The organism is Falseniella ignava CCUG 37419 (genome assembly GCF_000301055.1).
Taxonomy (GTDB): domain Bacteria; phylum Bacillota; class Bacilli; order Lactobacillales; family Aerococcaceae; genus Falseniella; species Falseniella ignava.
On the sequence record NZ_JH932301.1, the window covers coordinates 326128 to 339728 of the forward strand.

13 protein-coding genes and 1 pseudogene are annotated in these 13601 nt (G+C 41.7%); 11 read left to right on the forward strand and 3 right to left on the reverse strand.

The genetic code is table 11. The features are described from left to right. Positions 1–563: transposase (locus HMPREF9707_RS05735; RefSeq protein WP_232217668.1), on the reverse strand; the 563-nt coding region annotated here is incomplete at its 3' end. Positions 564–681: 118 nt separating this feature from the next. Here HMPREF9707_RS05735 and HMPREF9707_RS09335 point away from each other — a divergent pair. From HMPREF9707_RS09335 to tsaD, 7 genes and pseudogenes are all read left to right on the forward strand, one after another. Continuing rightward, a pseudogene (locus tag HMPREF9707_RS09335) lies at positions 682–864 on the forward strand (Mor transcription activator family protein); the annotation flags it as partial. A gap of 669 nt (positions 865–1533) precedes the next feature. Then, positions 1534–2172 carry a signal peptidase I gene (gene lepB / locus HMPREF9707_RS05745; RefSeq protein ID WP_006701756.1) on the forward strand — a complete coding sequence of 213 codons (639 nt, stop codon included), beginning with the start codon at positions 1534–1536 and terminating at the stop codon, positions 2170–2172. Between the two features lie 270 nt (positions 2173–2442). Next, positions 2443–3882, forward strand: a complete 1440-nt coding sequence (gene proS, locus HMPREF9707_RS05750) for a proline--tRNA ligase (RefSeq protein ID WP_006701757.1) — start codon at positions 2443–2445, stop codon at positions 3880–3882. A 16-nt stretch (positions 3883–3898) separates the two neighbouring features. Continuing rightward, entirely contained in the window at positions 3899–4681 is a 783-nt protein-coding gene (gene tsaB, locus HMPREF9707_RS08540; RefSeq protein ID WP_006701758.1) for a tRNA (adenosine(37)-N6)-threonylcarbamoyltransferase complex dimerization subunit type 1 TsaB, read from the forward strand. Between the two features lie 27 nt (positions 4682–4708). Next, positions 4709–5275, forward strand: a complete 567-nt coding sequence (gene rimI, locus HMPREF9707_RS05760; RefSeq protein ID WP_006701759.1) for a ribosomal protein S18-alanine N-acetyltransferase — start codon at positions 4709–4711, stop codon at positions 5273–5275. Positions 5276–5283: 8 nt separating this feature from the next. After that, positions 5284–5730 (forward strand): ribosomal protein S18-alanine N-acetyltransferase, encoded by a 447-nt coding sequence (rimI, locus tag HMPREF9707_RS08545; protein ID WP_006701760.1) that lies wholly within the window; start codon positions 5284–5286, stop codon positions 5728–5730. Continuing rightward, the gene (gene tsaD / locus HMPREF9707_RS05770; RefSeq protein WP_415751410.1) at positions 5699–6718 is read left to right on the forward strand and encodes a tRNA (adenosine(37)-N6)-threonylcarbamoyltransferase complex transferase subunit TsaD; all 1020 of its coding nucleotides are present in this window, start codon (positions 5699–5701) and stop codon (positions 6716–6718) included. Before rimI (HMPREF9707_RS08545) ends, tsaD begins: the two co-directional genes overlap by 32 nt. Positions 6719–6773: 55 nt before the next feature. On the opposite strand, the gene abc-f is transcribed toward tsaD, so the two are convergent. After that, a complete protein-coding gene (gene abc-f / locus HMPREF9707_RS05775; RefSeq protein ID WP_006701762.1) occupies positions 6774–8744 on the reverse strand; it encodes a ribosomal protection-like ABC-F family protein in 1971 nt (656 codons plus the stop codon). A 128-nt stretch (positions 8745–8872) separates the two neighbouring features. Here abc-f and HMPREF9707_RS05780 point away from each other — a divergent pair, with 128 nt between their 5' ends. Then, positions 8873–9535: a redox-sensing transcriptional repressor Rex gene (locus HMPREF9707_RS05780; protein WP_006701763.1), complete on the forward strand. Its 663-nt coding sequence runs from the start codon at positions 8873–8875 to the stop codon at positions 9533–9535. A gap of 197 nt (positions 9536–9732) precedes the next feature. Here HMPREF9707_RS05780 and HMPREF9707_RS05785 read toward each other — a convergent pair whose 3' ends face one another. After that, a complete protein-coding gene (locus tag HMPREF9707_RS05785) occupies positions 9733–11145 on the reverse strand; it encodes an ISNCY family transposase (RefSeq protein WP_006701099.1) in 1413 nt (470 codons plus the stop codon). Positions 11146–11371: 226 nt separating this feature from the next. On the opposite strand from HMPREF9707_RS05785, the gene HMPREF9707_RS05790 reads away from it, so the two are divergent. The 3 genes from HMPREF9707_RS05790 to HMPREF9707_RS09080 form a co-directional block, all read left to right on the forward strand. Beyond that, positions 11372–11629 carry a co-chaperone GroES gene (locus HMPREF9707_RS05790; protein WP_006701764.1) on the forward strand — a complete coding sequence of 86 codons (258 nt, stop codon included), beginning with the start codon at positions 11372–11374 and terminating at the stop codon, positions 11627–11629. Positions 11630–11666: 37 nt separating this feature from the next. Continuing rightward, complete coding sequence (gene groL / locus HMPREF9707_RS05795; RefSeq protein WP_006701765.1) at positions 11667–13286, forward strand: chaperonin GroEL; 1620 nt, start codon at positions 11667–11669, stop codon at positions 13284–13286. Between the two features lie 99 nt (positions 13287–13385). Next, positions 13386–13601, forward strand: a 216-nt coding sequence (locus HMPREF9707_RS09080) for a hypothetical protein (protein WP_040443193.1), incomplete at its 3' end; no start/stop codon positions are given.

Sequence of the window (13601 nt, forward strand, 5' to 3'; positions counted from 1 at the left end):
TCCCGATCTTTTTGAACAGCTTCCATCATCTCATCCGCTAACCATTTTGCCTGGATAAGGACTTCCTCATTTGTATACTTCCGACCATTGGCGCAAGCTTTAACATGGGTGCCATCAATGAAAATATCTTTAGAATCGACCACGCCTGCCTCAAAGCACTGGATGAGAATCTGTGAAAAAATTTGTTCGGCGATATTGGTTCCTTCGAAACGCCGTTTATAATTTTTTCCAAATGTTGAAAAATGTGGCACGGCATCCGTAAAAGATAAACCGAGAAACCAACGATAAGCTACATTTACTTGAATTTCTTGAATCGTTTGACGCATGCTTGGAATCCCGAAGAGATATTGAATGATTGGGATTTTAATCAAAGTAACCGGGTCGATACTGGGACGCCCATTATCAAGGCAATAAACATCTTCGACCAGATCATAGATGAAAGAAAAGTCAATGTAGCGATCAATTTTTCTTAGAAGATGTTCCTCAGGAACAAGATCTTCAAGCGCATGAAATGCGATTTGGTGACGTGCTTCAAACGTCTTACTTTCAGCATTAATGGACATCATAGAAATCACCCGTTTTCTTTTTATTATATCGAAAAAAGCTTATTAAATCACTCGAAATAAGTGATTTAATAAGCTTTGTCTACAGTCTGAAACTTTAGAGAAGTTTCATTATTTTTTTAAAGGACAACAAATTTCCTACCCAATGAAACTCTATGATAAAGATTTAACAGCAGATAAGATAAGAAAAATATACAAAGAAAATCCCAATGTTGATGTTCGGGACTTAACGGAATTTTACGGTTTTTCCACCAGATGGGTAAAAAGAATAATAAATGAAATAGAAAAAGGTGAACCATAATGATGAAAAGGATAATCAGCGGTGTATTTAATTTTTCAAAAAATGCGATTGTAGATATCATTGAAAATCAAGATGAATTTATAGAGAAATATGAGAGTAAAGTCTAGTCATCTGGGAAGTCTGCATCTACAGAAGGATTGCAGCACCGATTAGATGTTATTAGGAATAAGGACGACTTATCTAAGAAAGATGAAATAGATTTAAGAGTAATACAAAACGAACTAAGAAGAAGATAAAAAGGGGGTGATAATCTATGGCTATGAGGCAAGATAGGTGGCGATGTAGCTATTGTGGTGCCAGACGATCTTCAAATGGTAGGCCACAACCTGGAAATTGTACACGTAAGGTAAAGACTAGAGATGGTAGGAGTAAACCACATTCATGGGTAAAAGATAGATAATATAAGAAATACCTAACAGATAGTAGCTGTTAGGTATTATTTATTTTTTATGTAAATTATAGTCCAAGTATTGTTTAAAGTACCATACATAAATTATTGAAACCGCTAAAAGATCAAGATACGTGACCCATAACATAAGAAGTGATATAAATAAACCTCAGTTACCAATGATACGGACATTCATACCATAAGTAATTCATTGAATCCGATAATCAGAAAGCTTATAATAGAATTTAATAAACTACCGATTAAAGAAAGGTATGGACGGAATGATTAAAAATATTTTAAGAGAACTTTTTAGTTTTGCAATCACATTTATTATTGTATTTGTTGCGATTAAGGGGATCTACACATATGTTGCGGAACCTTTCGAGGTCGATGGATCATCCATGGAGTATTCATTGCATGATGGCGAGAAGATGTTTATGTATAAGCTCGCTGAACCGGATCGGTTTGATGTCGTCATCTTCCCGACGCCATTACATTATGATGATGAAGAAGAAACGGATGATGAAAAGAAAAAGGATGATGAAAAAGAAACGAAGCTTTATGTTAAGCGGGTAATCGGTGTTGAAGGAGATCGTGTAGCCTATAAGGATGGACAACTTTACCTTAACGGGCATCCCTTGGATGAACCTTACTTAGCGGAAATGGAAGCTGAAAGAGGTGGTAAAGTAACCAATGATTTTACGTTAGAATCCTTGACCGGAGAAGCGACAGTGCCAGAAGGTAAACTTTTCGTTCTCGGTGACAACCGTCAAAACTCATTGGATGGTCGCCGTTTTGGATTTATTGATGTAGAAGATGTGATTGGCGAAGCGGTCTTTGCATGGTGGCCGATTTCGCAAATTCGTCGATTGCCAAATTATGTCTTAAGCCCCGATGCGACGCAAATAATTACCGACTAACGATTGCTTTCGCAGATGATAAAGCTTATAATGAACGTAATAATAGAATAGTAAATCACATGACGGTATCAGAGAGAGTTCGGTGCTGCGAAGAACTTCCCACTCAAATGATTGAACCTACTATTAGCATTGAATCAGTTTGGGTTAGCCTCCTTATCGGCAAAGGCGGTCAATCAAAGGATTGACAACGAAGGTGGTACCGCGGAGACTCACTGTTCTTCGTCCTGATGTGGACGGGAACAGTATTTTTTTATATGGAGGGAATTAGAAATGGTTACACGTAAAGAAGACTTTTCAAGATGGTATTTAGATACGATTCAGCAAGCAGATTTAATGGATTATTCACCGGTGAGAGGGTGTATGATTTTCAAGCCGAACGGCTATGAGTTATGGGAACATATTCAAGAAGCATTTAACAAGCGCTTTAAGGAAGAAGGCGTACGTAATGCGTATTTCCCTATGTTGATTCCAGAAAATTTCTTCCAAAAAGAAAAAGATCATATTGAAGGATTCTCACCAGAATTACCTTGGGTGACGGAAGCAGCGGGAGAAAAGTTAGAAGAGCGACTAGCGCTACGCCCAACATCTGAAACGGTAATTGGAGACGCTTATTCGCGTTGGATTCAGTCTTACCGTGACTTACCATTAGAGATTAACCAATGGGCGAACGTTTTCCGTTGGGAAAAACGTACTTTGCCATTCCTACGTACGAGTGAATTTTTATGGCAAGAAGGGCATACGGTTCATGCGACAGCAGAAGAGGCTGAGGCACGGACACAACGAATGTTAGATATTTATGCCGAAGAAGTAGAAGGTTTACTGGCAATCCCAGTCTTCAAAGGGGAAAAGACGCCATCTGAGCGTTTTGCTGGGGCAGAACGAACTTATTCGATTGAAGCGATGATGCAAGATACTAAATGTGTCCAAGCAGGAACAAGTCATTATATGGGAACTAAGTTTGCGGAAGCATTTGATATTCGCTACTTAAACCCAGATAACGAGCATGTCTTAGCCTATACGACATCATGGGGAGTTTCTACGCGCTTAATCGGTGCAATGATTATGGTCCATAGTGACGACCAAGGACTCGTCTTACCACCACGCATGGCTCCTCAACAAGTTGTGATGATTCCAGTCGGTCCATGGCAAAAAAATCCAGAGATTATGGAAACACTCGAGAAAATCAATGCTGAATTACGTCAACGTGGATTCCGTACAGTCATTGATGATAGTGATAACCGTCCAGGCTTTAAGTTTAATGAGTGGGAGCTTCGCGGAGCGCCATTGCGTATCGAAATTGGACCAAGAGATTTAGAAAATCAAAAAGCCATTATTAAAATGCGCGACTTAGAAGATAAGGAAGAGGTCGCATTAGACCAAGTGGTTGAGCGTGTCGTTGAAGCGTTAGATGAAATGCAAGTTCGCCTATTAGAAAAAGCACGCGCGTTTAATGAAGCGAATATTTATACAAATATTGACACATTAGAAGAACTAGAAGCGCATATTAAATCAAAACGTGCCGAAGGAGAGTATCCAGGTTGGGTATTAGCAGGCTGGGACGGAACGGAAGAAACCGAAGCTTTAATTAAAGAACGTACTGGATTTACGACACGTAATATTCCGTTTGAAGGAATGGTTGAACCAAAATCTACGTGTATTGTAACCGGCAAACCATCGAAAGTAACCGTTTGGTTAGCGAGAGCATACTAGAATTTGAGGGATTAAGATGAAGTATCTTGTTCTTGATACGGCTGGAGAGGCCTTAGCCATCGGTGCGATTGAAGGAGAATATCCGAACGGATCATGGCAAATTTTAGCACAACAAACGTTAATCGGAGCCAGGAAGCATGGCGAAACGCTGGCGGCGGTGATTGATAGCACGTTGAAAGTACTGAATTGGCGTGCGCGGGAAGTGGCGGCCTTGATTGTGGGCTGTGGGCCGGGTTCCTTTACTGGAGTGCGGATTGGCATAACCTATGCCAAGACATGGGCACAGTTTAACCAAGTCCCACTCTATACTGTGTCAAGTCTAGGTCTTTTGGCAGTGAGCGGATGGATAGCGAACGCAATACCTTCAAGCTTTATCGTGCCAGTGATAGATGGACGTCGTGGGACGGCATATACCGGTTTATATCGCTATCATCAAGAAAAGCAACAATTGATTGCGGTCTTACCCGATACGCATTGTGACTTTGATGTATGGCTAGATACGATTCAGTCACATCTTGCGCCGACGGACTCAATCGTTTTTGTGGGGCATTCGCTTGAACCTTTTGAGGAAATAATTGAGTCCAGTGCATTGCAACAAGAGACGACGGTGATTCAAGGTTGGGGCAGTCAACCGCGCGTGGCAGAGGCAATGAATTGGTTAATTTCAGAGCGAGTGGATGACATTGCGACTCTGGCTCCGAATTATACACAACAAACGTTAGCCGAAAGAGAGTGGCAAGCTGCCCAGCCAGGCGATCAACCATCCGATGAGCGAGAATCGTTGATTGACCGCTATTAATAAAATGCAAGATAAGGAGAGACCTCGGTGCGCCGATTATTAGAAGTTCTTACCCCCAATCGAGCTAAAGGAAAGCATGTCATTATGCAACAGTCTCAGCATTACCTTGATCAACAAGAAGTGCTGGAGCGTAATGCACAATCATTCCGTTTGCGTTTTGCGCTGGCTGAAGATATGGAGACATTGATGCGACTCCAGGAAGATGGCTATCGAGGCTTTCAAGCTTGGCGATATCGAGACTTTGTCTATGACTACCATCACAATCCTTATTGTGTATACTTATTGCTCGAAGAGGTCGAATCTAAAGAAGTGGTAGGGATGATTACCGGGCGATTCTTAGCAAGAGGGGCCCATATTAGCCATTTAATTGTGCAAACTTCACACCAACGCTTAGGATTAGGAAACTACTTACTTACGGCATGGATTGAATTGGTGGCGCAACATCAGCTTCCACAAATAACCTTGGAAGTCCGTCAATCAAATGAAGTGGCGCAACAGCTCTATCGGGCACATCGTTTTATCAAAATAAAGGACATTCCTTTCTATTATGACGATAATCAAGAAACGGCCTATTTTATGTGCCGCTATATGTAGGTGATGGGATGCAACGTTTAACGGGTAAACAATTAACCCCAGCACAAAAAGAGTTAATTATTGAAAGTTTTTCAGAGTTTAATGATACGTTAGCAACGTTTCGAACAGAACGCGACAATCCATATACCGTCTATTTTATTGAAGAGGGGATCGGTTATGTAGCAGGTGTAGAATTAGCTAGGGAACTGGAGATTCTCCGTTGTTACATTTCCCCAGCTTATCGCGGGCAAGGCTATGGCTATCAGTTATTACGCTGTATTTTGGAGCAAACGACGTTGGAACGCTGTTTTTTAGAAGTACGTGCATCGAATCAACGAGCGCGTTCACTTTATGAGCGAGTAGGTTTTGTGACATTAGGTGTCCGGAGAAATTATTATAAAAACCCAAACGAAGATGCTATTATGATGGAATGGAGTGAAGCAAATTTTGACAACGAGACGAATTTTAGCCATTGAAACAAGTTGTGACGAGACGAGTGCAGCTGTGATTGAAGACGGGCAACGTATCTTAGCCAATGTCGTTGCTTCACAAATTCGTAGCCATATGCGCTTTGGTGGAGTTGTTCCTGAAGTTGCGAGCCGTCATCACACCGAGCAAATTACGCAAGTCATTCAATTAGCGCTTGAACAAGCTGAACTAGCAATATCAGATCTTGATGCTGTAGCGGTTACGCAAGGTCCAGGACTCGTTGGCGCACTTCTTGTTGGTGTGACAGCGGCTAAGAGTTTAAGCCAAATCATTGAGAAGCCATTGATTGCTGTAAATCATTTGGCGGGCCATATTTATGCAGCTCAGTTGATGCAACCGCTCGAGTTTCCAGCGCTGGCGTTAATTGTCAGTGGTGGCCATACAGAAATTGTCTATATGCAAGATCACCTATCCTTTGAAATACTAGGTGAAACTTGCGATGATGCGATTGGTGAAGCTTACGATAAGGTCGGTCGGATTTTAGATTTGCCTTATCCGGCTGGAAAATATTTAGATGAATTGGCTCATCAAGGTGATGCCTCTCGCTATGACGTGCCACGTGGGATGCTTCATGATGGCTCACTTGACTTTAGCTTCAGTGGCATGAAAAGTGCCGTAATGAATTTGGTTCATAATGCCAAACAACGCGGCGAGAGTATCGACCATGCAGATTTGGCGGCAAGTTTCCAAGCCGCCGTGGTTGAAATTTTCCATTCGAAAATTGATCAAGCACTTGCAGCGCATCCTGAAGTGAAACAATTTATCTTAGCCGGTGGGGTGGCAGCCAATTCAGCCATTCGTTCGATGGTGACAGAGTTAATTGCCAGTCAATATCCGGATATAACACTTTTAATTCCACCGCTTTCACTATGTGGTGATAATGCTGCGATGATTGGTGCAGCAGCGGATCAGTATTTGCAGCAAGGTCGCTTAACAGATTTATGGTTAAATGCGAAACCCGGCTTGATGTTATAATATAGAAATATCCCGTACCTCAGCGTAGGTACGGGATATTTTTTGAGTGAGGCGTTTAAATTTGAACATGTGGATATTGCGCTTCGAAAGCTTCTAACGCTAAACTCGCTTCTTCCCATTGGTCGAGAACTTCAAGTTGCTCGGCTTCGACTTGTTGCAATGTTTGATGGAGCTCTAGCAACCGCACTTGATCATTGATTTCGGAGGCCACGACTAGTTGTTGGTGGATTGATTCAATCGTTTGATCCATCTCTTCAGAGCGTGTTAGGGTTTCTTCAACGAGTGTCGTCAGGCGTTTTAATTCGCGTTTTAACTGCTTGTTTTCTTCAAAATTACTGATGGTTGGGGTCGGAGTCGTTGTGACAATTTCTTCTTCACTTTCCAACATCGCATCGATGGCTTCTTGTTCAGATTTTTTCTCCAAGTAATAATCATAATCGCCTAAATAAAGTTGACTTCCTGTGGGTGTAATTTCTAAAATTTGCGTTGCAATTCGGTTGATAAAGTAGCGGTCATGCGAGACAAAGAGCAAGGTCCCGTCATAATCAATGAGTGCTTCTTCGAGGATTTCCTTACTATCAATATCTAAGTGGTTGGTCGGCTCGTCTAATAGTAACGTATTATCGTGGTCACTTGCTAAAAGCGCCAGACTTAACCGAGCTTTTTCGCCCCCACTGAGCATGGCGACTTTCTTTTCAACGGTCTCACCTGTGAATAGAAAACTTCCTAAAATACTGCGAATTTTCCACTCATCGACGGTGTCATGCGCTTGCCAAAGTGTTTCTAGCACCGTCAAATTAGGATTCAGTTGGTTTACATTTTGGTCATAGTAGCCAATATCAACTTTAGTTCCAATGCTGATTGTTCCGGCTAATGCAGGGATTCGTCCAATTAAAGTTTTAATTAAAGTCGATTTACCAACCCCGTTCGGTCCGACAATCGCAACCGCATCTTGTCGTTTTAATTCTACATTTAAGTCTGTCGCAACGGGTGTTTCTTCTGCGTTATAGCCAATCGCCAAATCTTCTGCATCGATTACCCGTTCACCCGATTCTCTTGCAGCGCTAAATTGAATACGGGGAGCTTTATCATCTTGCAGTGGTTTTTCAATTTGAGTCATTTTTTCAAGTTTTTTCCGGCGACTTTGGGCTCGTTTGGTCGTTGAGGCCCGGACAATATTTCGCGCAATAAAATCTTCTAATTTAGAAATTTCTTCTTGTTGGGCTTCATACTGTTTCATTTCTTGAGAGAGTCGAAGTGCCTTTTCTTTTAAATAAAAATCATAATTCCCTTTATAGAGGTGAGAAGTGTGATGGCGCAATTCGACCACAGTACGGGTGACGCGATTTAAGAAGTAGCGGTCGTGTGAAACAATCAGTAGAGCTCCGCGATAATTGCTTAAAAATCCTTCCAGCCAATTGAGCGTCTCCATATCCAAATGGTTGGTAGGCTCATCGAGAATTAATAGATCGTAATCCATCAAAAGCGTACGTGCTAATGCAAGTCGAGTTTGTTGTCCGCCTGAGAGCGAGTTAATCGGTCGATCGTAATCTTCTTCATAAAAACGAAAGCCGTGAAGGACCATCCGAATATCGGACTCAATACTATAAACGTTACGGTGCTGCATCTTTTCTTGCAACCGGTCGTAATCGGCTAAAGCTTGTTTGTATGCCGGGCTGTCCCATTGGTCACTCAGTTGAGCGAGACGCTCCGATGCTCGCATTGCCTCTTCGCGTAAAGCAATGGAATCATCAAAAATCGAAAGCATCTCTTCCCAGATGGTTCGGTCTGAATTTAGGGCGACATGCTGTTCTAAATAGCCAATCTTAATACCGCGTTGCTTCGTAATCGTGCCACCAGACAAAGGTTCTTGCCCTATAATTTGTTTAATTAAAGTCGATTTCCCCGTTCCATTACGGCCCACAAGAGCGATACGATCTTGCGACTGGATAGAAAAGTTTACATCATCGTATAAAGTAATATCGCCAAAGTGTCGTGCCACATTATTGAGTTGTAATAAAATCATTTTTAAAACCTCGCTATATTGGTTCTCAAAATAAAGTATACCAAATTAAATAGGAAAGATACCAAAGATTGTGAATAAATGATACAATTATCTCATACCCTGAATAAAGAATGGAAGGAGGCAAGCAAATGTCGAATTATTCGATTCCCCGTGCCACAGCGTTAAGGTTGCCAATTTACCATCGTTACTTGCGGTATTTACATAATGCAGGTAAGAAGCGGATTTCTTCCAGCGAATTAAGTGAAGCTGTAAAGATTGACAGTGCAACCATCCGGCGTGACTTTTCGTACTTCGGTGCTTTAGGTAAGCGGGGTTACGGTTATGATGTGGATACTTTGATCGACTTTTTCTCAAAGGTACTTAACCAAGGACGATTGACTTCAATCTGTCTAGTAGGTGTAGGCCATCTCGGTCAAGCGCTACTCAATTATAACTTCCGCAAAAATGGTAACTTTCATATTGAAGCGGCATTTGATAATGACCCTAATTTAATCGGCACTTCCCAAAATGGGATCCCTGTCTATAGTGTCGATGAATTAACGGAACGCATCCAAGAGAGTCATTATGAAATTGCTGTTCTAGCAGTACCTGAAGAAACTGCAGAAACGATATTAAATGAGTTAATCGCTGCCGGCATTCGTGGTATTTTGAATTTTACCCCCTTACGATTCGATGTACCGAATAATGTCCGCATCCAAAATGTTGACTTAACGAATGAACTGCAGACGCTCATCTACTTTATTGATTCGAATATGGATCAAGTAGATGATTATCAAGAATATAAGTACTAACCCTGATAAGCCTCGTACGAAATTGCGAGGCTTTTTTATTTGCTTCTTTTCACTGTCAAGCACAAATGAATATGTCCCGATTTTTGGGTTTTTAGCGTGTAACGAAAGAGGGTTAAAAACTACCGCGCTTCGCTTGGTTGCCTCGTGATGATGGACGATACAAAAAGCGCATCGTCCTTCATCACGAGGGATTATCACTACACTTCAATTAGCTCTTTTTTCTTTATGTATTCTTGCTTCTTTAGGTAACGTTGATAAGATTGTCCTTTCCACGGATGCGACATCGGTGGAATGTGTGGTTTCGGTTTAGACTTAGCTTCTTGAATATCTAGTATTTTAGATATGGCTTGGTGTGACGGCATTTCAATTAGCTTAAAGAGTTGATTTTTATGAGAGACAAAGAGTTGTAAATCACGCGTACTAATGACCATAACTTTAGTTTTTCTTGGCAAATGGACTTGCCTCCCATGCTGGTCGTGAAGATGATAGACATGGTTGTTGTATCGAACAGTATGACCAGAGTGAATGACACGCAGGGCAAATCTAGCGAGGATGTAATCGAGATTTGTGTCTGCTGATAGTGTTTCAAAGGCATTTATGCTATCTTTAATGGGATGGGCGAATTTTTGATTAAACTGTGGGAGATAGTCCCTTAGAAACTGATTCGCTTCATCCATATTACGGATACCATTTAACCGCATTTCTTGAAGTAAGCGGTTTTGAAACGTACCGAAAAGACGTTCAATACGTCCTTTAGCTTGGGGTACTGAGGTCGCTTCCAGTTCAATTCCAAGTGTCTGGCAAGCATATCCGTATTGAGTGAGGGCCTGTTCTTCAAGAGCAGCGCCCTTTTTTGGGGTGTTGACGCCTGAGAAAATGGATCGATAATCTGTCAAAATGCGATGAGGAATACCGTAGTGGGTCAGGAATTGATGTGAGACTTGATAATAGCCTTCAAGTGTCTCCTGTGCTGCGAAATAAGCACCAACGACTGTACCAGTGGCATCATCAATCGCGGCATGGAGATAGTAATAGTTCTCGTCAGCCTCGAACCATTGATGTTCTGAAGCATCCATCTGAAGCAGTTCCCCAGCATATTTGCATCGTGGGCGACTCGGGTGTGCTTTTGAGGCTTCAACGACTTGAACCTCCTGTAAGGTTTCTTTTTCGTGAGGGGTCAGGCCTTTCTTGTCTGCTTTGTCTTCGAGCTCTTTAGCGACACGCCGTTTAGTTCGACGGGTAGCTAGAGGCGAGACAATGTGTGCTTCCTTCAAGATATTTCTTAGCGAGCTTTCAGAGAGAAGGATTTCCTCAACTTCTTGAAGTTTTTCATGGAAGTGTGTGAAGTTAAAGTCATAGTATTTCGAGCGATAGAGCTGAACGATTCGCTTTCGAGTATGACGGTCAATGGTTTTAGAAGGTTTGCGATTGGCATTCTTATGTCTGAAGCCTTTTCGCCCCTCTTGTTTGTATTTAAGAATCAATCGATTGATCTGTCGTCTGGATAAGTTTAATTCCACTTCAGCACGAGCTTTGGATTTCCGTCCATTGACGACAGCCTTGATGATATTATATTTATGTGTCTCATTCATGTTAAGATAATCCTCCATTGAGATCCCTCCTTAGATTTAATATACACTAAAGTGGGACATTTTCATTTACGGTTACTTGAGACATTATCATTTGTGGATGAGAGGCTTTTTTATTTGCTTCTTTTCACTTGCATTTTTGACCTAATTAGACTATTATATAGTTATCGGGCTTAGCACTTGAATGCATAGAGTGCTAACCGTTAAATTTTTTAATAAATATAAACTAATAACGGAGGTATCGAATATGATTAAACCTTTAGGTAAGCGTGTTGTCATTAAAGTAGCAGAGACTGAGGAAACTACAGCAAGTGGTTTTGTTTTACCGTCTTCTGCCAAATCTAAAGAACAATTTGGTGAAATTATTGCTGTCGGTTCAGAAGTTGAACTTGTTAAAGTTGGCGATACTGTTTTCTTCCAAAACTACTCAGGAACAGAAGTGGAGCATGAAGGCGAATCTGTTTTAATTATTGAAGAGAAAGATTTATTAGCTGTTGTCGGCTAATTTCCCGATAGATTACGAATAGACTAGGAGAGATAATATGACAAAAGAACTTAAATTTTCAGAAGACGCACGCGCAGCTTTATTGCGTGGTGTTGATACATTAGCGAATACGGTTAAAGTAACTTTAGGTCCAAAAGGGCGTAACGTTGTCTTAGATAAACAATTCGGATCACCAACAATTACGAACGACGGTGTTTCAATCGCACGTGAAATTGAATTAGAAGACCGCTTCGAAAATATGGGCGCGCAACTTGTGATGGAAGTTGCTCAAAAAACAAATGATATCGCAGGTGACGGAACAACAACCGCAACATTATTAACACAAGCGATTGCGCGCGAAGGGATGAAGAACGTTACAGCTGGAGCTAATCCAGTTGGCATTCGCCGCGGAATTGAAAAAGCAACGTCAGCAGCGGTTGAAGCATTAAAAGAACAATCACAACCTGTATCTTCAAAAGAAGCCGTAGCTCAAGTTGCAGCTGTGTCATCAGGTGAACAAGTTGTTGGAGATTTAATTGCTGAAGCGATGGAAAAAGTAGGTCAAGATGGGGTTATTACCATTGAAGATGCCCAAACAATTGAGACTGAAATGGACGTCGTTGAAGGAATGCAATTCGACCGTGGTTATTTATCACAATATATGGTCACTGATAACGAGAAAATGATTGCGGAACTGGACAACCCAGCCATCTTTATTACGGACCGCAAGATTAACAACGTGCAAGATATCTTGCCAATGTTAGAGTCCGTAATGCAATCAGGTCAACCACTATTAATTATTGCGGAAGACTTAGAAGGTGAAGCATTACCAACATTAGTTTTAAATAAACTACGTGGTACATTGAACGTCGTTGCAGTGAAAGCACCTGGATTTGGTGACCGTCGTAAAGCGATGTTAGAAGATATTGCGATTTTAACGGGTGCCACCGTGATTTCCGAAGAGTTAGGTTACGAATTGAAAGATGCTACAGCAGATCATTTAGGTTCAGCTGGTAAAGTTCGCGTCACAAAAGATAATACAACAATTATTGAAGGAAATGGCGCGACCGAAAATATCAACCAACGTGTCAGCTTAATTCGTTCACAAATCGAAGATACGACTTCAGAATACGACCGCGAAAAATTACAAGAGCGCTTAGCTAAATTAGCGGGAGGCGTTGCTGTAATTAAAGTTGGTGCAGCAACTGAGACTGAACAAAAAGAAATCAAACTACGTATCGAAGATGCGTTGAACGCTACTCGCGCAGCAGTTCAAGAAGGAATCGTCCCTGGTGGGGGTACTGCGTTAGTGAACGTTCAACAAGCTGTTCTTGATTTACAACTTGAAGGAGATGAATTAACAGGTGCTCAAATCGTGGCACGTGCCTTAGAAGAACCAGTTCGCCAAATCGCTGAAAATGCAGGTCAAGAAGGTTCTGTTATCGTTGAGCATGTACGCAAAGCTGATAAAGGTATTGGCTACAATGCGGCATCTGGTGAATATGAAGACATGGTTCAATCTGGTATTGTAGACCCAACTAAAGTTACACGCACCGCTTTACAAAATGCAGCATCAGTAGCAGCCTTACTGTTAACAACAGAAGCTGTGGTTGCAGCACTTCCTGAAGAAGAAAACCTTCAAGCAGGAATGGGTGGCGGCATGCCAGGCATGATGTAATCAAAACCAATTAAAACTCAAACTCAGGCAACTTCCCCCGTTATGTTGGGTAAGTTGCCTTTTTTATGCGTGGAGCAGGAGCGACGAGGGGGAGGTGAGGTGCATGCTATTAAAGAGTTGAGGGAACTTCATCTGAGAGTAGTTGAGTTGGAGTTGCTTGCCTCAGAACTCCATCTGAGGGTAGTTGAGTTGGAGTTGTTTGAGCTGGAACTCTATCTGTGGGTGGCTGAGCTGGAGTTGTTGTGTGTGGAACTCCATCTGTGGGTGGTTGAGCTGGAGTTGTCTGAGCCGGAACTCCATCTGGGGGTGGCTGAG